The sequence below is a fragment of the Pandoraea pulmonicola genome (genome assembly GCF_000815105.2).
GTDB classification, from domain to species: Bacteria; Pseudomonadota; Gammaproteobacteria; order Burkholderiales; family Burkholderiaceae; genus Pandoraea; species Pandoraea pulmonicola.
Genome location: NZ_CP010310.2, coordinates 1,644,292 through 1,665,142 on the forward strand (window position 1 = coordinate 1,644,292; position 20,851 = coordinate 1,665,142).

Here is a 20,851-nt window from a genome sequence, read left to right on the forward strand (position 1 = left end):
CCATGTCCATACTGCCTTACTCCAGTGCTGGTTCGTACCCGCACGTCGACGATGCTCCCGATGCATTGAATGCCAAGGTGGCGGTGAGAAAATCGGAGATCGTCCTCGGCGTTCTGCTGGCGGCGTTCGTCGTTTTCGTCATTGCATCGCTGGTCACGAACAAGCAATTCCACTGGAACGTCTTCGCCGAATATCTGACGGCGAAGACCATCATGTCCGGCATCGGGGTCACGTTGACGCTGACCGTCGTGGCTTCCGGGCTCGGCTTGATTGTCGGTGTGCTGCTCGCCGCGATGAGCGCCTCCAGCCTGCGGCCGCTGCGGTGGGCGGCCGGCGGCTATATCTGGTGCTCGCGCGGAACGCCGATCCTGGTCCACCTGCTGCTTTGGTTCAATCTGGCATTGTTCTTTCCGGTGATCGCGCTCGGGATTCCTTTCGTCCACACCTTCTGGCAAATCCCGACCAATCAACTGATTTCCAGTTTTACGGCGTCGGTGCTCGGCCTCGGGCTTTCCGAAGCGGCGTACATGGCGGAAATCGTTCGCGGCGGCCTGAATTCCGTGGATCCCGGGCAGAAAGAAGCGGCCAAGGCGCTCGGATTGACGCCCGCGCAAACCATGCGCTCCGTTCTGCTGCCGCAAACCATGCGGGCGATCATTCCGTCGCTGTCCAACCAGATCATCCTGATGCTCAAGACGACGTCGCTGGTTTCGGTCATCGCCGGCAACGATCTTCTGACGCGTGTGAAAGACATCTACAACGACAATTTCGAAATCGTGCCGTTGCTGCTTGTCGCCACGTTCTGGTATCTCGTCTTCGCGACGGTAACGACCATCATGCAGCGCTATCTGGAAGGCTGGTTCTCGAAGGATCTGCGCAACAGGCCGGTCCGGAAGGCCGCCAAATCGGCAGGAGGGGCGGCATGAAACCGGATAACGGCAGTCCCGTCATCAGCGCTCGCAATCTGCGCAAGCTGTTTCATGGGCAGGAAGTTCTCAAGGGAATCGATTTTCAGGTGGCCAAGGGCGAAACCGCGGTCTTGATTGGGCCGTCCGGCTCGGGAAAGAGCACGCTTCTGCGATGCATCAACCAACTCGAGGAGATCGACGGAGGCTCGCTCAAGGTCAATGGGCAACGGCTCGGCGTGCGTCCCTCGGGCACCGGGTGGGTCCGATTGACCGAGAAAGAGATCCGGCAGCAGCGCGCAGGCATCGGAATGGTTTTCCAGCGATTCAATCTCTTTGGCCATTTGACGGCCGCGGAGAACATCGTGCTGGCGCAGCGCAAGGTACTGGGGCGCTCGAAGCACGAGGCAAGGGAGGTTGCGGCTCGTCAACTCGAGCGCGTAGGGTTATCGCATCGGGCAGACGCCTATCCGAGACAACTGTCGGGGGGCCAGCAACAACGCGTGGCCATTGCGCGAGCACTCGCGATGGATCCGGAAATCATGTTGTTCGATGAGCCGACATCCGCACTCGACCCCGAACTGGTAGGCGAGGTGCTGGACGTGATTGGCGAACTTGCCCGCGATCGCATGACGATGGTGATCGTCACCCATGAAATCAACTTCGCGCGCAAGGCGGCCGACACGATTCATATGCTGGCCGACGGACTGATCGTCGAGAGCGGTCCGCCGGAACAGGTCCTGGGCCGTCCAACGCGCGACAGAACCCGCACTTTCCTGGCTCAGGTGAAGTAACCGGGGGCGTCGCGGCGCGGGAGCGGGGATCGTGCGCGCACGTTACAATTGCGTGGCTTGCGCGGCCGCGACCCCCACCCTGCGCCGGAACATCACATTTTCCTATGCCCGAAACATTCCTTCAGTCCGTCGAGCCCTTGGAGCCCCGCGCCAGCTTGGGGGAGGCTGCCTACCTGCGTCTGAAAGATAGCATCATGCAGGGCGAGTTCCCGGCCAACCGCAAGATGACGTTACGCGCGGTCGCCACTGCGCTCGGCGTGAGCACCACGCCGGCACGCGATGCAATAAATCGACTGCTCGCCGAGGGAGCCCTCGTCAACGAAGGTCCGAGAACGGTCGTCCTGCCGGCCCTGACGCTCGATGCGCTCGAGGAGGTGACACAAACACGTCTCGCGCTCGAAGGACTGGCGACGGAGCAGGCCGCGCCGAAAATCACACCGGCCGACCTCGCCGAGATGGAACGGCTGCAGACGCTCATCGACAAGGGGCTGGATCGCAGACGGTACGATCAGGTGCTCAAGGCGAACCGGGAGTTCCATTTCACCGTCTACAAGCGCTCCGGCTGGCCGAGACTGGTGTCCATGATCGAATCGCTTTGGCTACGGGCCGGCCCGTCGCTGCTGGATCTCTACCCGGAGTTCCGCGAGCATCGCAAGGGCGTAAGCAACCATCTGGCGTTGATGAAGGCGCTAAAGCAAAAAGACGCCGCAAGAGCGAGAGCGGCAATGGAGCAGGATCTGAAGGACGGATACGAACGCCTGAAATGCGCCATTGAAGAGCGCGAGCGACGCATCCACGGTGAGGAACCGTTGGCGCAGTATTAAAAGTCAAAACGCTTCATCAAACGTTCCCTCAAGGAAGCGCTCCATCACGGATCACGGTTTCATCATCGGATTTGTCGATGGCGCGGGCGCGATGTCCGCGCTTCGCGAGACGACCCATGCCATCATCGACAGTCGATGTGCATGGGGATGTCGCGAGGGCATCGGCCTTACCGACGTCGGCCTCGGGCGATGCACACGTATTTTCGTCAGAACGTCTTCGAAGGTAGCCAAATGGAAGCAAGGACGCGCGTACTGGTCGTCAGTTTTGACGGCCTTCGCCCCGATAGAGTCTCCCGTGAACTGACGCCCAACCTGTGGCGGTTGAAGCAGCTTGGCATCACGCTTTCGCAACACCGCACGGTATATCCAAGCGAGACACGCACCGGCTTCCCGAGTCTCGTGACGGGCGCGACAACCGGCGAACACGGCCTCGTCGGCAACAAATATGTCGACCGTTCGGTGGTGCCTGAGCGGTATGTGGATACGTCCGACGCCGTTTTGCTGCGCCAGCTCGACGTGGAAAGCGGCGGCCGGCTGATGTCCGTCGCGTCGCTGGGCGAAACGCTGGCGCGCGCCGGCCGCAGCCTTGCCGTGCTGTCGACCAATACGCCGGGGACGACGCGTCTGTTCCATCACAAGGCCGAAGATTTCGGTCACATCCGTCTGTCCGGATACTTCCGCGAGGCATGCACGCCCGCCGATGCGCTTGCGCTGGCCGAAGCCACGGTCGGCCCGCTTCCCCCGATTCCCTCGACGAACGCGCCCGACAAGCTCGGACAGCAGTGGCTGACTTCCGCGTTTCTCGAGATCGTGTGGCCGAAGTATCGCCCGGACGTCACGATCCTCTCGTACGGGGAGCCGGACATCGCTTCCCATTTCCATGGCACGGGGGCGCCGTCCACGAACGAAATTCTTGCCTGGTGCGATGCGCAGTTTGGCCGCTTGCTCGACTGGTGGGAGGCGGAGGGGCGCGCGAACGGTGTCCAACTGATGGCTGTTTCGGATCACGGTCATGTCACCGGACACACGCGGGTTTCCGTCATCGAAAGCCTTCAGGCGGCTGGATTCCGGGCGGGACCGGCGCCGGGGGCCGGCATCGATGTCGTCGTGGTGCCGGGGCAGGTGGGGGCCCTGTATCTCGCGGAACCGGAGGACTCGCGGATTTGCCGTCTGGTGGCGGCGCTTTCCAGCGAGCCGTGGTGCGGGCCGATCTTCACGCGGCGTCGGGGTGCGGCGCGGGGTGTTGCGCCTGGCAGCCTCGGCAGCGACCTGGTATTCGGAGACCACGCCCGCGCGCCCGACGTCTCATTCGCCTTCCGCTCGGACGACACCGTCGATGCTTTCGGGCTCGTCGGCGGTACCCATTACGCAGGCACTCTGCGCTCCGGGCTGGGCGTGCACGGCGGCTTGCATCCGAACGAAATGGCTGCGCTGGGCGTGGTTGCCGGCGGGGCGTTCGCGGCGGAAGGACTCGTCTCGCAAGTCCCGACCGGCATCTGCGACATTGCACCGACGATTCTGCACATCCTCGGGATTGCGCGGGCCACATCGACTGCCGGACGCGTATTGCATGAAGTGCTGCGCAACAACGCGGCGAATGAACCTGCCGTTTCCGAAGAGACGTTCGAAGCGCGACTTGGTGGCTTCCACCAGACGCTCGTCCGCGTGAACGTGGGTGGCACGTGCTACGTGGCGCACGGCACGGCGGACGGTGTCAGCGTGAGCCGCTGACCGACGTCATCGCATCGGGACGCCGGACAGAGGGGATACGGCGTCTCGATGCCGCGAGGCTCAGCGCAATGCGGCGCAAGCCGTGGCGATGCGTTCGGCCGCGGCCTGAAGCTGTGCGTCCGACGCGGCGTAGGACACGCGGAAGTGCCCGGGAAGTCCGAACGCCGAGCCGGGGACGATGGCGACGCCCGCCCCGCGCAGCAGGTACATCGCCAGATCCGCATCGGTTTCGATTCGCTCGCCTGTCGGTGCGGTACGCCCCAAAAGTCCGTGGCATCCCGGGAACGCGTAAAACGCGCCCTCAGGCAGATCGCACGTCAGTCCGTCGATGGCCCGCAGCGCGCCGACGACCGCATCGCGGCGGCGCCGGAACGTTTCGATAAAGTCGCCGAGAAAATCCATGGGACCGTCGAGCGCCGCGACCGATGCCGCCTGGCTGATCGAACTGGCGTGCGACGTCGATTGCGACTGGATCAGGTTCATCGCCTTGACCAGCGCCCCCGGGCCCGCGCCGAAACCGATGCGCCAGCCCGTCATGGCATAGGCTTTGGACACGCCGTTGACGGTGAGAATGCGGTCCGCGAGGTCGGGGGCGACCGCGGCCGGCGTTGCAAACGGGATCTGCGAATAGCGGATCTTCTCGTAGACGTCATCCGCCATCAGCCAGACGTGGGGGTGTTTGCGAAGCACCTCGCACAGTGCTGCCAGTTCATCTGCGTCGTAGACGGCGCCGCTCGGATTGGATGGCGAATTGAGCATCAGCCACTTCGTGCGCGGTGTGATCGCGCGCTGGAGCTGTTCGGGCGTGATCTTGAACCCGGCGTCCGCCGTGCAGCGCACGATAACCGGAGATCCGCCGGCCAGCACGACCATTTCCGGGTATGACACCCATGCCGGCACGGGAATGACGACTTCGTCACCGGGATTGATCGTGGCCTGCAGCGCGTTGTAGAGCAGTTGTTTCGCACCGGTGCCGATCTGGATCTGGTCCGGATGGAAGCGCAGTGCATTATCGCGTTCGAATTTCCGCACGACGGCCTCGCGCAATGCGAGGGTTCCGGCAGTGTCGGTATAGCGCGTCTGTTTGCCGTCGATCGCGCGCTTCGCCGCTTCGCATATGTGTGCGGGCGTCGGGAAATCCGGCTCTCCCTGGCTGAGGGCAACGACGCTGTGTCCCTCGCGCTGGAGCTGGGTTGCGAGGCGAGTCATTGCCCCGGTGGCGGAGGGTTTCGCACCGGTGACGCGATGCGCGAGGATCGAGGGGGCGGTCGTGCCGGGAAGGTTCATCTGAGTCAATTGGCGTTGCCGACGAACATGTCGGGAAATCATGGAAAAAAGGTGCGGCGCATCCTTGCGAAGGGCGGGGCGGTATCTCACTCCGTCGTATCGAGCTTGTCGCGCAGCCAGTCGCCGATGACGGAAATGGCCAGCGCGGTGAACGAGATCACGAGCGACGGCGCAATCAGAATCCACGGTGCACGGGCGATGTAGTCCCGTCCGTAGCCGATCATCGACCCCAGTGAAGTCATGGGCGGCTGCACGCCGAGGCCGAGAAAGCTCAGACCGCTCTCGACGAGCATGATCTCGGGGAAGGTGATCGTGATGGAGACGATAAGCGTCGACGCGATATTCGGCAGGATGTGGCGCAGATAGATGCGGGCCGGATGCGCACCGAGCTGCCAGACCGCGCAAGCGTAGCCTTCGCCCTTGGCTCGCAGCGCAAGACCGCGAGAAATTCGGGCATACCTTTCCCAGCCGTACAACGACATCAGGAGCACGAATATCCCGAGCGAATTCCCGACGAACGCCAGCACGGCGAGCGCGAGAATCAGGAAGGGCATCGACGCCTGAAAATCGATGAGTATCAGGATGACGCTCTCCACCGGTCCGCGAAAATGCGCGGCGAGGAAACCCATCGAAGTGCCGAGAATCGATCCGGCGATGGATGCGCAGAAGGCAATCAGGATGCTCATCCGGATCGAAAGGATGAGTCGGGACAGCATGTCGCGACCGAGTTCGTCCGTACCGATCCAGTGATTCGGGCTTCCGCCGAGCAATGCCGGCGGCGACAGCCGGCTGGTCAGGTCGATCGCGGAGAAGTCGTACGGCATCAATTGGTTGGCCAGTAGCGCGAGCGCGATCATGCCGAGCACCCAGAGCATCGAAATCACGACGCCGATGGGGGGACGGTCTGCCGTGCGCTGCGCGAGGGGCGCAGTGTTCCGGCGGTCAATGGGGGTCGATTGCGTCATAGATTGCCTTCGTTAGCCATGCGCGGGTCGAGCAGTCCATAGGCGACGTCGACGAGAATGTTGGAGATCACCATCACGATGGTGACCAGGAAAAGCAGGCACTGCACCACGGCGAGGTCTCGCGACGCGACCGAAACCACCAGCAACTGACCGATGCCCGGCCATGAGAAGACGCTCTCCACGATGACCGCGCCGGCGATCAGATGACCGACCATGAAGCCCACGATCGTGACGGTCGGAATGGCGGCGTTAGGAAATGCGTGATGCCTCACCACCTTCCACCACGGCACGCCTTTTGCCGTGGCCGTGCGTATGTAAGGTTGCGCCAGCACTTCGAGCATGGCGCTGCGCACGAAGCGGGCGAGCGTCGCCGAGCCGTGAACGCCCAGGGTGATCACGGGCAGGATGGCGCTGGTCCAGCTCTGCGCGCCGCCGGACGGCAACCATTGCAGCCCGACCGAAAACGCGAGAACCAGCAGGAGGCCGAGTACGTACGCCGGGACGGTGAAGCCGGCAATGGCGCCAAGCATGACGACCCGGTCGATCACACTGCCGCGATGGAGGGCGGCGAATATGCCGGCGGGAATGCCGATGAGGATGTTGATGAGAAGTGCGGGCACGGTGATTGCGAGCGAAACGGGGATACGTTCGAGCACGACTTCGAGCGCGGCCCGCCCGTCGCGCATCGACTGCCCGAGGTCACCCGAGAGCACGGCCTTGATGTAGTACCCGAACTGGACCAGCAGCGAATGATCCAGGCCCCACGCGGCGCGAAATGCGGCGAGCGCTTCGGGCGACGCCTCATTGCCGAGGATTTCGACGGCCGGGTCGCCGGTGAGCCGGAGAATGAAAAAGGTGAACGTGACAGCCAGCAGCGCGGTGAGGAGGGCACGCGCGATGCGACTTAACAGGTAGCGATGCATGGAGATTTCCTGGTGTCGATCGTTCAGATGCCGGCAAGGTGGCAGGCGACTTGTCTCGCCGGATCGCCCGGCAGTGGGTCGAGATGTGGTGCCGTGCTGCGGCAATGGGCTTTCACCATCGGACAACGCGGATGAAACGGGCAGCCGTCGGGACGATCGGCCGGGTTGGGCGGCTCACCCTGGAGAATGATCCGGTCCTTCTGCAGGCCCCGATGTCCCGGCGCGGCCGACACCAGTGCCTTCGTGTAGGGGTGTTGCGGATCTTCGAGTACGGCGCCAGCCGGCCCTGACTCCACCACGGTGCCGAGATACACCACGGCGATGCGATCGCTCAACTGGCGCACCGCCCGCAGGTCGTGACTGATGAAGAGAATCGACGTGCCCTTCGACGCCCGCAGATCGGCGAGCAGATTGAGAATCTGCGCCTGAATGGAGACGTCGAGCGCGGAGATCGGCTCGTCGCAGACGATCAGTTCCGGATCGGTGGCCAGTGCACGAGCCAATACCGCGCGTTGACGTTGGCCGCCGGAGAGTTCGGACGGCAGGCGTTCACCGTGGTGATGTTGCAGCCCGACCGCCTCCAGCAATGCAGCCGCTTTGTGCTGCGCGTCGGGGATGCCGTGGATATGCAACGGTTCCTCGACCTGCAGGCGAATGGCGACGCGTCGATCCAGGGCCGCGAGCGGATTCTGATAGACCATCTGCATGTGGGCGCGCTGGCGCCGCCACTGTGCGCTGTTGGCGGTGGCGAGCGGACTGCCGTCGAACGTCACGCTGCCGGAATCCGGCTTTTCGAGGCCGAGCAGCAGGCGGCCGATCGTCGACTTTCCCGAGCCCGATTCACCGACGAGACCCAACACCTCGTTCTTGCGTATGGCAAGCGAGACACCGTTGACCGCCTGAACGACGCGAGTCTGGCGAGTCCAGCGAGGCCAGCGAGGCCAGCGGAAAGGCCCGCGCGAGGTGCCGTAGTGTTTGACGAGATGGTCGGCCTGTACTACGTAAGGTGTGTCGGTCATGCGGCTTCCCTGTTGATGAGCGACGAGAACCGGTGGCATGACAACTGGTGTCCCGCGTCGATATGAATGACCTCGGGGGACGACTGCAGGCATACGTCCTGACGTTGCGGGCAGCGAGGGGCGAAGGCGCACCCTTTCACGATCTCGCCGGGACGCGGCACGGTGCCCGGAATCGCCCGCAGGCGCTGGCCTTGGGAGGTCAGCGTGGGAATCGCCGACACCAGACCCTGGGTGTAGGGATGACGGGGCGCCTCCAGCAGGTCGACGACGTTGTTCATCTCGACGACCTTGCCGGCATACAGCACGTAGGCCCGTTGGCAGAGCTCGGCGATCACGCCGAGGTCGTGAGAGATAAGCACGAGGCCCATGCCAGTGTCCCTTTGAATCTCCCGGAGCAGATCCAGAATTTGCGCCTGCACGGTGACGTCGAGCGCGGTAGTGGGCTCGTCCGCCACCAGCAAGTCGGGCTGGCCGGCCAAGGCCATGGCGATCATGACGCGTTGATTCTGCCCACCGGAGAGCTCGTGCGGATAGGCGTCGAGGCGGCGCGCCGCATCCGGGATACCCACCTGATCGAAAAGACGCAGCGCTTGCGCGCGTGCCGCGGATTCGCTCATGTCCCGATGAAGGCGCAGGACTTCGACGACTTGCGCGCCTACGCGATGCACCGGGTTGAGCGAACTGGCGGGATCTTGAAACACCATGGAGACGCGTCTGCCGCGGATGGCTTCGAGCGTCTTTTCGGGAGCGCCGAGAATGTCCATGCCCGACAGGCGCACGCGTCCGGAGACTCGGGCTTTCGCGGGCAGAAGCCCTAGCGCGGCGAGCCAGGTGACCGATTTTCCGCTGCCGCTCTCGCCGATGAGGCCGACGGCCTCGCCCGCGAGAAGGGAAAAATCGATGCCGTGGAGCACTGTCTGGCCGTCGAACGACACAGACAGTTCATTGATTTCGACAAGCGCAGTCATGTTGGCTCAGGCGACCCAGCCAGGGCCGAAGTTCATGTCGAGCGTCTGGCCGGCATGCCAGGCGATGTCCTTGCGCTTGCCGTAGAACTGACCGGACGAATGCAGGATGATCGCGGGCACCTCGTTGTCGAGGATCTGCAGCATCTTGGCGATCGAGGCGCGCCGTTGCGCTTTGTCGGCCGTGCCCTGCGCCGCTTGCCCGAGGTCGAAGTACTGCTTGTTCGACCAAAGGCGCAGCGACGTGAGTTCGCCCTGTGGCCCGAAGACTCGCCACGGCATGCCGAAGTGGTCCTGAAGCACGGCGGTGGTCGAGTTGTCGTAAATCGCGTTCACCGGGCCTTTCTGGATCTGCGAGAAGTTCTCCATCATCTGGATCTCGACGTTCAGGCCGACGCGCTTCCACATCGAGATCATGGCTTGCGCGCCCAGCACCTGGTTCGGGTAGTAGTCGTTGAGCAATCGGTACGCGATGGGCGTGCCGTTGTACTTCGCTTGCGCGAGGAGGGCCTTGGCCGCGGCGGGGTCGTACTTGAGTGCGGGATGGTCGGATATGAAGTAATCGCCGAACGTGCCGAACTGCCAGCCGCGCGGCACGGCGAGCCGGTTTTCCCAAAGCGACTTGATCAACAGCTCGCGATCGATGGCGAGGCTCATCGCGCGGCGCACGCGTGAATCCGAGAGGATGGGGCCCGCGGTGTCGACTGCCAGGGAACGGACGTTTTGCACGGCGCCGCCCGCGATTTCCAGGGCAGGGTTGGCGCGAATGGTGGCGAACTGATCCGGCGCGAGGTCCGCCACGATGTCGACGTCTCCCGCCAGCAGCGCGTTCATCCGGCTCGACGACTGCGGAATGATCATGAAGTCGATCGCCTTGAACGGCGGCTTTCCCGCCCAGTGCTCGTCGAAGGCCCTGAGCTTGACCACGACATCCGTCTGCTTCGAGACGAAGGCGTACGCGCCGGTGCCGACCGGTGCGCCGAGCCATCTGGTCCACGACCCGGCGGCCGCAAACGCCCGCTTGCTGACGATCTCCGAGGACCAGCCTGCCAGACGTTGTTCGAGCAGCAGATCCGGCCCGTGGGTGCGTACGATCACCGTGTGGTCATCGACCACGTCGACGCCGGCGATCGGCTTGAGCGTTTGCATCGCCACTGTCTGGCCCGACTGATTCGGGCCGAGCAGGTGTTCCGGGCTCAGGCTGAAGGCGACGTCGGCGGCGGTCATCGGGCCGCCGTCGTGGAACTTCACTCCCTTGCGGAGATTCAGGCGGAGGGCGTCGGGGCCGAGGCGCTGCCAGCTTTGCGCCAACGCGGGCTTCAGCCGCATGTTGTTGGCATGATCGAAAGCGATGAGCGTGTCGAACATCGACGTGGCGATCCGCCGTGTCGCCGTCTGGTTCAGCATGACGGGCTCGATCTGCACGGGATAGCCCGAGAGTCCCACGCGCAGGACGCGTCTTGCATCGGTGGCCGCCAGTCCGAGCGCCGGAGCGAGCGCGGTGGCGCCGGCTACTGCGCCGGTTTTCAGGAAGTCTCGTCGGTTCAGCATGGTCCTGTCGTTTCCCTCTATCGTCATGAGTTTCGTGAAACCGAGTGCTCCGGCGTGCGGAGATTCGTGCCGAAGTATAGAAATCGGATCACGACAGTCATATGAAATTCATCGAAATATTCGATGATGTTGGCGCGATATCGGATGGCGCGGATTGCCTGTGTTTGGTCGCCGTGCGTACATCCGCTCAGGGCTTTCATCGGCGAATCATTGGCGACTGGAGTTCGCTGAGCCGGCGATGACATGCATCTGGAAATACGATAAATTTGCGCCGCCTTCGCGGCGGCGCGCCCCTCGGCGAAGAAATTTGGAGATCGCGCGTGTCGGATGAAGAAGGCTTGTCACTCAATGCTGTGCGCGCGTTCGTGCAGATTGCGAGGGAACGCAACGTCACTCGCGCGGCGAAGACGCTGGGCGTCACCCAGAGTTCCGTGAGTCGCCACCTGGCGGTACTGGAGAGTTATCTGGGAGCGAAGCTGGTCGAACGGCGAGGGCGCTATAGCGAGCTGACGGAATTCGGCCGCTTGTTCGCGGAAGAGGTCGGCGAGCCACTGGAGACGATTCTGTTTACGGCGCAGCGCATGCGTCGCCGCGACGGCCAGGCGATGAACCGATTGGTGGTGCGCACGTCGCTGTCGACATTTGCGCACACGCTGCTTATTCCCCATCTTCAGGCGTTCTCCGACGAGATGGGCGGGGCCGTCGTGGACATCACCACATCGCTTTCCATGCCCTCGTCGACCGACGGATTCGATGTCCTGCTCACGCGCGATCTCGTGCTGGCCGAGTCGTCGGACCATTGGGACGTGCACGAGGAGCATGTGGTGTGCGTTGGCGCGCCGAGGTACACGCAGGGGCGGAATCTCGATGCGCTTCTGGCCCTGCCGATTCTTGCCGTGACGTCCCGGCCCGACATCATGCCGACCTGGCTGCGGGCGATGGAACTGAGAACGTCGGACGTGTTGTCCGGTGCGCACTACGATCACCACTATCTGGCGCTGCAGGCGGCGATTTCCGGTCGTTGCCTGCTGGTGGCGCCCGACATTTTCATCTCGGATCTGGTGCGTCAGGGGCTGCTGGACGTGGTCGCGGGAACGCGCGCGCCAAGTGGCATGAGGTACCGGGCATATGCCGCGCACCGCAGCCGCAATCCCGCGCTCGCGCATGCATTCTGCCGGTGGGTGACGCGGCTTTGCCGAGGCGTTGGTACGGCGTCCGTCATGGCGTCTGCTGGTGAGACGAATGAAAGCGCGGCGGCCGGGACGGCCGGCCTGCCGCTCGATCGAGTGACCGACTCGAGGGGTGTCTGACGTCAGCGCAGGTAACGTGCCTCCAGCGATTGGATCTGCTCCATGCCCTGGAGGCGGAAGATCTCTTCCACGGGCACGATGTCGCGATGAACGTTCTGCACGCCGCCATCGGCGACGATCCGACGGAAGACGTCTTGCATGGCGGTCGTTGCGGCCCGGACGCCATAGTTGCCGTAGATCACCATGCGGACTTTTTCGAGCGCGCGGATACGTGCGCCGTCGAGTTCCGGATAGGCGTTGGGGACGATGACCAGCGGCACGGCGCTGTCCCACGCGTGAACGAAGCGCTCGATTTCGGCGGGCGTGGTCTTCTTGGAGTGGATCAGGATCATGTCGGCACCGGCTTCGACATACGCGCGAGCGCGCGCCAACGCTTCTTCCTGGCCGAGCCCGGCAATGAGCGCCTCCGTGCGGGCGATGACGAGGAAGTCCGGATCGGTCTTTGCGTGAACGGCGGCCGCCACTTTCCCTTCGAACTCCTCCACCCGCAAGAGCTCCTGTCGCCCCGACGCCGCGAGGCTGGTTACTTTCGGGAAGACCTTGTCCTCGATCACGACGGCGGATGCCCCTGCCCGCTCGTATTCCTGAATCGCGTGAACGACGTTGATCGCATTGCCATAACCGGTGTCGATGTCGGCGACAATGGGGAGCGACGACTTGCCCGCGATCAACCGCACCATGTCGAGATGCTGCGTCATCGACACCAGGCTCATGTCGGGCAACCCCAGAAGTGCCGACAGTTCGAACCCGGATGCCCAGAGACCGTCGAATCCCGCCTCTTCCGCCAGGATGGCGGAGAGCGGGCTGTGCGCGGCCATGACGTGCACCAGCCCGCTTTCGGCCATGCGCCGCCGCAATTGTCCTGCTTTGCTCATGGTGATCCTCACGTTGCAAATGTTCCACGAAGCACTCGTGCAACTGCCGGACATCGGGATGTCTCGGCCCGCGTCGAGTTGCCGTTGCGCGCCATGGAAGTTATCGGGTACCGGTGTGGTGCACCAGCGCGCGCATCGCATAACATCTGCGCGCCGATCGCATTTCGAGATGTTTGATCTTGGGGGAGGCCCCCGGACCCTCAAAACCGTGTCAACACTCCCACGCGGGCGCGACCAAAGACGCACGGCGAAAGCGCCCGAGACGTTGTCCTGGCGGGAAAGGCGACGGCGAGGGCGAAATCCGCCTTTGCCGTTTCAACACGCGCAACACCAGAAAAACCCGCCAGACTCCGTCCGGCGGGGCGCTTCCGGGGGTGACCGGCAAACTCCCGTGCCGATGGACTAGAGTGCAAGTCGGCGGCGACTTCTACACCGCGTACACCGTGATCGCCGTGCCGGCGCTGGTCTATGCGGTCGGCGTCTACGGCTTCTTCGCGCTGCGCTGCCGAAACTCCCTGGGCGACACGCCGTACCGCGCACGGAAATCGCGTGAAAAATGTGCACCGTCGGAAAATCCGCATTCCAGCGCGATGTCCGTAATGCTGCGCGTGTCATGGCGCAATTGCCATCGACCATAATCCAGCCGCATGCTGCGAAGGAACGACATCGGCGAGACGCCCAACGCGTCGTGGAACGCGCGCTCGAGTTGCCGGCGCCCGACGTTCACGTAGCGGGCGATGGCGTCGAGCGTCGGCGGGTTGTCGATTCGCTGCTCGATGAAGTGCGCGGCTTGCCGCACCCGAACATCCGTGATGTGCGACAGATCCGCGTAGAAATGCGCCTGCGGCAGTTTCGCCGGCCGGATGCCCTGCAGCATCATATGACGCACCACCTGCTGGGCCTTCGCCTGGCCGCAATGGCGGGTCACGAGATACAACCCCAGATCGATCGCCGCCGTCGATCCGGCGCACGTAATCAGGTCCCCTTCATCGACGAAGAGATGGTCGACGACCGCCTTCGTCTGCGAGAAGCGCGTCCGGAATGCATCGAGCACATTCCAGTGCACACAGACCGTGCGCGATCCCACCAGTCCCGCCTGCGCCAGCGTGAACGTTCCCGTGCAGATGCCGAGCATGCGCACGCGTTTTGCGCTCGCGAGCTGTAGCCAGTCGCGCAACGGCGGCGGCAGATAGGTATTCGGATAGTCGTTGCCGCCGCACATGGCGATGTAGTCGAAGCACGACGGATCGGCCGGCAACGCGCTGTCGACGTTGAGCGTCATGCCGGCGCTCGACTGGCGCGGCAGCCCGTCCATGCTCATCACGCGCCAGTGCACGTCGATCTGACGGCTGCGTCCTCCGTGATCGGCCGCCAGTCGCAGCACATCCACCAGCCCGGCGAATGCGGCCAATGTGAACTGGTGCAGCAGCACCAGCCCGATGGAGAGCTTCGCCTTCGTTCGATGCGTCTCGTTAACGCGCGCCACATCGCTGACGTCATCGCCCGCCGGCGAGACATCGGGCACCAGCCAACTGGGTCCTGTCGATGCGGTCTCCATTTTTTTTCGCGTTTCCTGGCCTGTCGTCTTGCCGTATTGATGAGGGTTCGGCATGTCGCGTTTATACAAGTTTTTGTCCGCGACTTGCAAGTTGGCGACAACCCTTGCTCGCTACGATGCCACTCAGCGATACCCGCTGCGACACGCCTGCCACCAGGTGGCGAAGCCCGCGCGGAACGCTCAGGATGTACGTAGTGATTGCAAGACTCGGAATGGCTGAACACACCTGACTTCGGGGGACGACATGAACTTCTGCAGCCGCAACACCTTACGGAAGTCGCTAATCGCCACGGCGATCGCGACGACCGCGTCATTGTTTTCTTTCGGGGCGCAGGCGCAGTCTTCGCGCATCACGGTCGCCATGTACGGCGGCAACTGGGGCGACGCCTTCAAGGCCTGCGTTGCCGAACCGTTCACGAAAGCCACCGGTGTGGCCGTCACGCCCGAGATCGGCACCTCCACCACCACGCTTGCCAAGCTGCAACAACAAAAGAACTCGCCGACGATCGACGTCGCGTGGCTCGACGGCGGTATCAGCGAGATGGCATTCGACGCGGGAGTGCTCGACAACCTCGACGTCGCCGGCATCCCCAATCTCAAGAACGTCAATGCCAAAGGCATCTATCGCAATGGCAACACGACGTATGCCGTGAGCTCCGGTTACTACTCGCTCGGCCTCACGTACAGCACCAAGGCGGTGAAGACGCCGCCCACCAGTTGGAAGGATCTCTGGAAGCCCGAGTACGCTGGTGCCGTGACGGTGCCCTCGCCATCCAACTCGGCGGGGGTCCCTTTCGTGGTGTTTCTCGCGCATGTCTGGGGCGTCGATCCGTCGAACCTCGGCCCTGTATACAGCAAGCTGGCTTCGCTCGACGCCTCGCTGTTCTACGACAGCTCGGGGGCGGCGACGAACGCCTTCCAGAGCGGCGAAGCGATCATCGGCGCGCACTTCAACGTCGGCGCATGGGATCTCATCGACAAGGGCGTGCCGATCGGCTTCGTGGTGCCGAAGGAAGGCGTGTGGGCCACCGACGCCCGTCTGCATCTCGTCAAGGGCTCGCGCAACAAGGCGGCCGCGGAGAAGTTCATCAATACGGCGCTCACGCCGGAGGCGGCATCGTGTCTGGCCGCCAAGCTCTATCTCGGCCCGGCGATTGCGGGCGTGAAGGTATCGCCCGACGTGGCGCGCAAATTGCCCTGGGGCGCCAACGGCTCGGTGGACAACCTGAAGCTGTTCGACTGGAGCATGATCAACGCGCGGCGCGCCGAGATCACCTCGACCTGGAACCGTCAGGTGTCCGTGAAGAAGTAAGGAAGGGGTGTGCCATGACAGCATTGCTATCTCTACAGGCCTTGAGCAAGCGCTTCGGCGGTTATCAGGCGCTCGACGGCATCAGCCTCGATGTCCGGCAAGGCGAATTCATCGCGTTGCTGGGACCGAGCGGTTGCGGCAAGACAACGCTGCTGCGCGCCATCGCCGGATTCCAGACGCCTGACAGCGGCCGCATCGCGATCGAGGGGCAGGACGTGACGCAACTCCCGCCGTATCGCAGGCCCCTCAATACGGTGTTCCAGCAGTACGCGCTGTTCCCGCACATGCGCGTCCTCGATAACGTTGCCTATGGACCGCGTCGGCAGGGCGTGTCGCGCGACGAGGCGGCCAGACGCTCGCGAGAAGCATTGGCGATGGTGGGCCTCGAGAACTTCTGCGAACGCTACCCGCGCGAACTCTCCGGCGGGCAGCAGCAACGCGTGGCGCTTGCCCGCGCGATCGTCAATCGTCCGAAGCTGCTGTTGCTCGACGAGCCGCTTTCCGCGCTCGACATGAAGCTGCGCAAGCGGATGCAACTGGAACTCAAGCATCTGCAGGAGCGACTCGGCATCGCCTTCGTGTTCGTGACGCACGATCAGGAAGAGGCGATGACGATGGCCGACCGTATCGTCGTCATGAATGCGGGGCGCATCGAACAGGTCGGCACGGGAATCGAGATCTATCACCGCCCGGCAACGCGCTTCGTGACCGAGTTCATCGGCGACGCCAACATGATCGCGTTCCACGTGCGCGACGGGGCACTGCATCTCGACTGCGCGTCGCCGGCGCAATGGCCGGTGGTTCCGAACGCCCCCGCGCGCGGCGTCGCCGTGCTGCGCCCCGAACAGTTGTATGTCGTGACGGACAGCGCCGACGCCACCGCCGACGCCGCAGCCTGCCGAGTGCACGGCGTGCTCGCCGACATCGTGGATATCGGCAGTCACGCGCTGCTTTATGCGGACGTCGGCGTGCACCGTATCGTCGCGCGCACGTCGAGCGGCGTTGCCGCGGCGCTGCGCAAGGGCGGGGACGTGCATCTGGGCTTCGACCCGGCGAACGTGCACCTGATCGGAGACGCGGCATGAACCCGGCGCTGGCGCTATCGCCGCACGGTGGTCGGTCCAACGCACTGCGGCTCGCCCCGGTGTGGATGATCGGCGCGCCCTTGCTGTTCTTCGCCGCGTTCTTCCTCGCGCCGCTCGCCGTGGTGCTGGTGGCGAGCCTCACGTCCGCGAATGGCGCGGGACTGTCGGCGCTCACGCTGGCGAACTATGCGCGCGTGCTGGCGGATCACTACCACTGGGACGTCACGCTCGTGACTTTTCGGATCGCGTGTCTGACGACGGTGTTCTGCGTGCTGCTCGGCTACCCGCTTGCGTGGTATCTCGTGCGCATCGTCCGCTGGCAGGCATGGCGCCGCGCCTGCGTGATTCTGCTGGTGGTGCCGATGCTCACGAGCAATATCGTGCGCTCGTTCGGCTGGATGGTGTTGCTCGGCAGAAATGGGCTGGTGAACGAAGCACTGCTGGCGACAGGGCAGATCGAGCGTCCCATGCGCTTTCTCGGCACCGAGACCGGCATTCTCATCGGCATGGTGTACGTGCTGCTGCCTTTCGTCGTGCTGGCCGTGGGGAACTCGCTGGCGCGAGTCGACACGTCGCTGGAGCAGGCCTCGGCCGATCTCGGGGCAAAACCCTTCGAGACGTTCTTTCACGTGACGCTGCCGTTGACGATGCCCGGCGTCGTGGCCGGCGCGATCATGGTCTTCACGTTGGCGGTCTCGGCCTACGTGACGCCGGCCCTGCTGTCCGGCGGCCGCATCACGGTGCTCTCGATGCTGATCTTCCAGCAATACAGCGCCACGTTCGACGTCCACTACGGCGGCGCGCTCAGCATCGTGCTGCTGGTCTTCACGCTGGCGATGGTGGCGCTGGCCGGGCGCGTCGGCATGGTGCGAGGAGGTGTTCGATGATCGCGCGAGTTTCCGTTCGTCTCGTGGCGTGGGCCGTGCTCGCCTACCTGATGCTGCCGCTGGTGGTCATTCTCGGCAGTTCGCTTACGCGCACCGAGTTTCTCGCTTTTCCGCCGCAAGGCATCACGTTGCACTGGTACCGGCAGATGCTGCATGACGAGAGCTATCTGGCGGCGTTTTCCACGAGCACGATGCTGGCGCTCGCGGCAACGGCGGTGTCGCTCCTGCTGACGGTGCCGGCTTCGCTGGTGCTGGCGCGATACGAGTTTCGCGGCAAGGGTGCGCTGGCTGCGATCCTGATGGCGCCGCTCACGCTGCCGCACATCGTGCTGGGCGCGGCCCTGCTGCAGTTCGGCGGCGACTTCGGTCTTACGCGCAGCTTCTTGTCGCTGCTGATCGGTCACACGATCATCGTCGCGCCATTCGTGCTGCGCTCGGTGCTCTCGATGATGACGCCCGAGCAACGGGCGCTGGAGGAGGCGTCGAGCGATCTGGGCGCGAATCCCTGGACGACGTTCTTCCTCGTCATCCTGCCGCGCATACGGCCGGGTATCGTGACGGGATCGATCTTCGCGTTCATCTCGTCGTGGATCAACGTGGAGTTGTCGATCTTCAACACCACGGCGGATCTGAACACCATTCCGGTCAAGTTGTTCAACTACGTGCAGTACACGATCGACCCGACGATCGCCGCGGTGTCCGGCGCGACGATCCTGGTAGCCGTCGCGGCGATCGTGGTCCTGGATCTCACCATCGGTCTCGACATGTTGTCGGACCGCAGTTAATCCCCAACCGACTCATCTGGAGTAATTGCCATGCGCAAGCAAGACGCGTTCGACGTCATCTACACCCATACCGAAGGCGAGCCGCTTTGCATCATTCATAGCGGCATTCCGTATCCGGCGGGTTCCACCATTCTTGAAAAGCGCGCCTTCCTCGAGGCCAACTACGACTGGCTGCGCATGGCCCTCATGCGCGAGCCGCGCGGGCATCGCGACATGTTCGGCGTATTCCTCACGCCGCCGTCCAGCCGCGAGTTCGATGCCGGCCTGATCTACATCGATGGCACCGAGTACTCGCACATGTGCGGCCACGGCACGATCGCAGTCGCGATGGCGATGGTCGCCCACGGCTTCGTGCCGCGTGGGCCCAACGGCATCACGCGCATTCGCTTCGAGACGACCGCGGGCCTGGTGGTCGCCGAAGTCGCCACGGAAGGCGACGAGGTGCTGTGGACGCGCTTCGAGAACGTGCCTGCCTATGTCGCCGCGCAGGACGTGCCGGTGCATCTGCCGGGCTATGGCGACCTCAAGGCGGATATCGTGTGGGGCGGCAACTACTTCGGCATCGTGGACCTGAGCGACTGCAATCTGCGCATCTCGCCGGAGAATGGCAGCGAACTGTCGCGCCTCGGCCTGCTCGTGCGCGACCAGATCAACGCGAAGATGCGCATCCAGCATCCGACGCAGGCACACGTCAACAATCTGAATTACGTGACGTTCTGGCACTCGCCGACGATCGAAGGTGCGTTCTACAAGAACGTGCACGTGTTCAGCGCCGGGCAGCTCGACCGTTCGCCGGGCGGTACGGGCACGAGCGCCATGATGGCGATGTTCGAGGCGCGAGGTCGGCTGAAGATGCACCAGCCGATTCTCACGGAAGGCCTGCTCGGCAGCGGCACCTTCGAAGGCTGCCTGCTCGGCGAGGTGGATCTGAACGGCACGCGCGCGGTGCGTCCGACCGTCAAGGGCACGGCAAGCGTATTGGGCACCGCGCGCTGGGTCATCGATCGCAAGGACCCGGTCGGCGCGGGCTTCCTGGTGCGGTAAAACCCATCTTTCGTCATTTCTACGGATCGACGCGCTCGATCACGACGGCCTCCGAGCTGGCGACGGTGCCCGTCACGCGCAGTCCGGGGTCGAGCCAGTCCGTCATCGCCCAGCCCCCGTGAGCGACGCGTCGCTGCCAGGCGCGCAGCGGCGCTTCGCTCATCGGGAGGCCCGACATGTCGACGCGGCTCATGCCGTCGAGCGTCGTCTCGCCGACTTTGACGAGACTTTCCTTGCGCGTCCACAGCCGCAGCCAGGCGAGCGCGCGCGGCGACGGCGCGTGATGCGTGTGAGCGACGCTCGCGAAATCCGCCAATCGTATTCGCTCGCGTTCATTGAGCCCCGGCAGATCCGGGTCGGCCGACAGGGCTTCGTCCCAGTGCTCGACGTCGATCCCGACAGGAGAAATCGCACACGCCGCGGCAACCGTGCCGCGCGTGTGGCTCAGGCTGACGTGCAGCCCCGGATGCGCGGGCAAACAGGGGCGTCCGTGTGCGCCACCGCATCGCTCGCAGCGCTGCATGAGCGCGTAGGTCCGCGCTTCCGGTCCGGGAATGTCGGAGCTGCCCATGATTCGGGCGGCGGCAACGCGCGCCAGGATGTGCGCCGCAACATAATCCTCCCGATCGGTCGGTCGGGAAAACGCGTCGGCGCGTTTCCATTCGTCCGCGCTCAGGTGGGCGGCCCATCGGCCGAAGCGCATCATCACCCCTCGCGATTGCCCATACAGGGCGAGCCCCGTCCCCGCCATTCCGGTCGTATTCAGATACGTCATTGTGAGTCGTGCGCATGATGCCAGGCACGGCGTAATAGAAGTGACGGACTCCAAGCAATTTGGATGCCATGATGTTTTCGACGTGCAACCGGAAGCGACCCGACGCCGGTTTCACCTTGCGACGTGTCGAGCAGCGAAACGGACACCTGTCGCACTCTGCGACAGGTGTCGCAGCTTCGGACAGATGTCGGAGGCGATTTTCACGCCGGTATCGGCAGGACGGGAAGGGATACGTGCGACCCTTGAATGGCTGCGC

20 protein-coding genes are annotated in these 20,851 nt (G+C 63.9%); 11 read left to right on the forward strand and 9 right to left on the reverse strand.

Going from position 1 to position 20,851, the window contains the following annotated elements:
- The first annotated feature begins 2 nt into the window (after positions 1–2).
- From RO07_RS07335 to RO07_RS07350, 4 genes are all read left to right on the forward strand, one after another.
- Positions 3–926, forward strand: coding sequence for an amino acid ABC transporter permease (locus tag RO07_RS07335; RefSeq protein ID WP_039409388.1), 924 nt, complete (start codon positions 3–5; stop codon positions 924–926).
- The gene (locus tag RO07_RS07340) at positions 923–1,699 is read left to right on the forward strand and encodes an amino acid ABC transporter ATP-binding protein (protein WP_039409391.1); all 777 of its coding nucleotides are present in this window, start codon (positions 923–925) and stop codon (positions 1,697–1,699) included. Before RO07_RS07335 ends, RO07_RS07340 begins: the two co-directional genes overlap by 4 nt.
- Positions 1,700–1,803: 104 nt before the next feature.
- The gene (locus RO07_RS07345) at positions 1,804–2,523 is read left to right on the forward strand and encodes a GntR family transcriptional regulator (protein WP_052267093.1); all 720 of its coding nucleotides are present in this window, start codon (positions 1,804–1,806) and stop codon (positions 2,521–2,523) included.
- A gap of 231 nt (positions 2,524–2,754) precedes the next feature.
- Positions 2,755–4,254 (forward strand): alkaline phosphatase family protein, encoded by a 1,500-nt coding sequence (locus RO07_RS07350; RefSeq protein WP_039414612.1) that lies wholly within the window; start codon positions 2,755–2,757, stop codon positions 4,252–4,254.
- Between the two features lie 60 nt (positions 4,255–4,314).
- Here the strand turns inward: RO07_RS07350 and RO07_RS07355 are convergent, their stop codons facing one another.
- From RO07_RS07355 to RO07_RS07380, 6 genes are all read right to left on the reverse strand, one after another.
- Positions 4,315–5,541, reverse strand: a complete 1,227-nt coding sequence (locus RO07_RS07355; RefSeq protein ID WP_039409394.1) for a pyridoxal phosphate-dependent aminotransferase — start codon at positions 5,539–5,541, stop codon at positions 4,315–4,317.
- 86 nt (positions 5,542–5,627) lie between these two features.
- A complete protein-coding gene (locus RO07_RS07360; protein WP_039409397.1) occupies positions 5,628–6,506 on the reverse strand; it encodes an ABC transporter permease in 879 nt (292 codons plus the stop codon).
- Entirely contained in the window at positions 6,503–7,429 is a 927-nt protein-coding gene (locus RO07_RS07365; protein ID WP_039409400.1) for an ABC transporter permease, read from the reverse strand. Before RO07_RS07365 ends, RO07_RS07360 begins: the two co-directional genes overlap by 4 nt.
- Positions 7,430–7,452: 23 nt before the next feature.
- Entirely contained in the window at positions 7,453–8,448 is a 996-nt protein-coding gene (locus RO07_RS07370) for an ABC transporter ATP-binding protein (protein ID WP_039409403.1), read from the reverse strand.
- On the reverse strand, positions 8,445–9,416 hold the full coding sequence (locus RO07_RS07375; RefSeq protein WP_039409407.1) for an ABC transporter ATP-binding protein: 972 nt from the start codon (positions 9,414–9,416) through the stop codon (positions 8,445–8,447). The genes RO07_RS07370 and RO07_RS07375 overlap by 4 nt, the downstream gene beginning before the upstream one ends.
- Before the next feature lie 6 nt (positions 9,417–9,422).
- Positions 9,423–10,964, reverse strand: a complete 1,542-nt coding sequence (locus RO07_RS07380) for an ABC transporter substrate-binding protein (RefSeq protein WP_115088885.1) — start codon at positions 10,962–10,964, stop codon at positions 9,423–9,425.
- A gap of 101 nt (positions 10,965–11,065) precedes the next feature.
- Here RO07_RS07380 and RO07_RS25825 point away from each other — a divergent pair, with 101 nt between their 5' ends.
- Both RO07_RS25825 and RO07_RS07385 read left to right on the forward strand, forming a co-directional pair.
- Positions 11,066–11,206 carry a hypothetical protein gene (locus tag RO07_RS25825; RefSeq protein WP_157118197.1) on the forward strand — a complete coding sequence of 47 codons (141 nt, stop codon included), beginning with the start codon at positions 11,066–11,068 and terminating at the stop codon, positions 11,204–11,206.
- A 96-nt stretch (positions 11,207–11,302) separates the two neighbouring features.
- Positions 11,303–12,274 (forward strand): LysR family transcriptional regulator, encoded by a 972-nt coding sequence (locus RO07_RS07385; RefSeq protein ID WP_218026541.1) that lies wholly within the window; start codon positions 11,303–11,305, stop codon positions 12,272–12,274.
- Between the two features lie 2 nt (positions 12,275–12,276).
- On the opposite strand, the gene RO07_RS07390 is transcribed toward RO07_RS07385, so the two are convergent.
- Complete coding sequence (locus RO07_RS07390) at positions 12,277–13,149, reverse strand: isocitrate lyase/phosphoenolpyruvate mutase family protein (RefSeq protein ID WP_039414617.1); 873 nt, start codon at positions 13,147–13,149, stop codon at positions 12,277–12,279.
- A gap of 481 nt (positions 13,150–13,630) precedes the next feature.
- On the reverse strand, positions 13,631–14,707 hold the full coding sequence (locus RO07_RS07395) for a GlxA family transcriptional regulator (RefSeq protein ID WP_084072499.1): 1,077 nt from the start codon (positions 14,705–14,707) through the stop codon (positions 13,631–13,633).
- 313 nt (positions 14,708–15,020) lie between these two features.
- On the opposite strand from RO07_RS07395, the gene RO07_RS07400 reads away from it, so the two are divergent.
- Genes RO07_RS07400 through RO07_RS07420 form a run of 5 tightly spaced genes read left to right on the forward strand, consistent with a single transcriptional unit; the run spans position 15,021 to position 19,820 of the window.
- The gene (locus RO07_RS07400) at positions 15,021–16,019 is read left to right on the forward strand and encodes an ABC transporter substrate-binding protein (RefSeq protein ID WP_237171395.1); all 999 of its coding nucleotides are present in this window, start codon (positions 15,021–15,023) and stop codon (positions 16,017–16,019) included.
- Between the two features lie 14 nt (positions 16,020–16,033).
- The gene (locus tag RO07_RS07405; protein WP_039409413.1) at positions 16,034–17,104 is read left to right on the forward strand and encodes an ABC transporter ATP-binding protein; all 1,071 of its coding nucleotides are present in this window, start codon (positions 16,034–16,036) and stop codon (positions 17,102–17,104) included.
- The gene (locus RO07_RS07410; protein WP_052267096.1) at positions 17,101–17,991 is read left to right on the forward strand and encodes an ABC transporter permease; all 891 of its coding nucleotides are present in this window, start codon (positions 17,101–17,103) and stop codon (positions 17,989–17,991) included. The genes RO07_RS07405 and RO07_RS07410 overlap by 4 nt, the downstream gene beginning before the upstream one ends.
- A complete protein-coding gene (locus RO07_RS07415) occupies positions 17,988–18,776 on the forward strand; it encodes an ABC transporter permease (RefSeq protein WP_039409416.1) in 789 nt (262 codons plus the stop codon). Before RO07_RS07410 ends, RO07_RS07415 begins: the two co-directional genes overlap by 4 nt.
- 30 nt (positions 18,777–18,806) lie before the next feature.
- Positions 18,807–19,820, forward strand: coding sequence for a proline racemase family protein (locus tag RO07_RS07420; protein WP_039409419.1), 1,014 nt, complete (start codon positions 18,807–18,809; stop codon positions 19,818–19,820).
- Positions 19,821–19,839: 19 nt separating this feature from the next.
- On the opposite strand, the gene RO07_RS07425 is transcribed toward RO07_RS07420, so the two are convergent.
- Positions 19,840–20,595, reverse strand: coding sequence for a 4'-phosphopantetheinyl transferase family protein (locus RO07_RS07425; RefSeq protein WP_052267097.1), 756 nt, complete (start codon positions 20,593–20,595; stop codon positions 19,840–19,842).
- Positions 20,596–20,851: the final 256 nt, after the last annotated feature.

What these genes read in the sequence shown, in the direction of transcription:
- RO07_RS07335 (WP_039409388.1), top strand. Translation starts at nt 3, where the DNA reads ATGTCCATACTGCCTTACTCCAGTGCTGGTTCGTACCCGCACGTCGAC.
- RO07_RS07340 (WP_039409391.1), top strand. Translation starts at nt 923, where the DNA reads ATGAAACCGGATAACGGCAGTCCCGTCATCAGCGCTCGCAATCTGCGC.
- RO07_RS07345 (WP_052267093.1), top strand. Translation starts at nt 1,804, where the DNA reads ATGCCCGAAACATTCCTTCAGTCCGTCGAGCCCTTGGAGCCCCGCGCC.
- RO07_RS07350 (WP_039414612.1), top strand. Translation starts at nt 2,755, where the DNA reads ATGGAAGCAAGGACGCGCGTACTGGTCGTCAGTTTTGACGGCCTTCGC.
- RO07_RS07355 (WP_039409394.1), bottom strand. Translation starts at nt 5,541, where the DNA reads ATGAACCTTCCCGGCACGACCGCCCCCTCGATCCTCGCGCATCGCGTC.
- RO07_RS07360 (WP_039409397.1), bottom strand. Translation starts at nt 6,506, where the DNA reads ATGACGCAATCGACCCCCATTGACCGCCGGAACACTGCGCCCCTCGCG.
- RO07_RS07365 (WP_039409400.1), bottom strand. Translation starts at nt 7,429, where the DNA reads ATGCATCGCTACCTGTTAAGTCGCATCGCGCGTGCCCTCCTCACCGCG.
- RO07_RS07370 (WP_039409403.1), bottom strand. Translation starts at nt 8,448, where the DNA reads ATGACCGACACACCTTACGTAGTACAGGCCGACCATCTCGTCAAACAC.
- RO07_RS07375 (WP_039409407.1), bottom strand. Translation starts at nt 9,416, where the DNA reads ATGACTGCGCTTGTCGAAATCAATGAACTGTCTGTGTCGTTCGACGGC.
- RO07_RS07380 (WP_115088885.1), bottom strand. Translation starts at nt 10,964, where the DNA reads ATGCTGAACCGACGAGACTTCCTGAAAACCGGCGCAGTAGCCGGCGCC.
- RO07_RS25825 (WP_157118197.1), top strand. Translation starts at nt 11,066, where the DNA reads ATGAAATTCATCGAAATATTCGATGATGTTGGCGCGATATCGGATGGC.
- RO07_RS07390 (WP_039414617.1), bottom strand. Translation starts at nt 13,149, where the DNA reads ATGAGCAAAGCAGGACAATTGCGGCGGCGCATGGCCGAAAGCGGGCTG.
- RO07_RS07395 (WP_084072499.1), bottom strand. Translation starts at nt 14,707, where the DNA reads ATGGAGACCGCATCGACAGGACCCAGTTGGCTGGTGCCCGATGTCTCG.
- RO07_RS07405 (WP_039409413.1), top strand. Translation starts at nt 16,034, where the DNA reads ATGACAGCATTGCTATCTCTACAGGCCTTGAGCAAGCGCTTCGGCGGT.
- RO07_RS07410 (WP_052267096.1), top strand. Translation starts at nt 17,101, where the DNA reads ATGAACCCGGCGCTGGCGCTATCGCCGCACGGTGGTCGGTCCAACGCA.
- RO07_RS07415 (WP_039409416.1), top strand. Translation starts at nt 17,988, where the DNA reads ATGATCGCGCGAGTTTCCGTTCGTCTCGTGGCGTGGGCCGTGCTCGCC.
- RO07_RS07420 (WP_039409419.1), top strand. Translation starts at nt 18,807, where the DNA reads ATGCGCAAGCAAGACGCGTTCGACGTCATCTACACCCATACCGAAGGC.
- RO07_RS07425 (WP_052267097.1), bottom strand. Translation starts at nt 20,595, where the DNA reads ATGACGTATCTGAATACGACCGGAATGGCGGGGACGGGGCTCGCCCTG.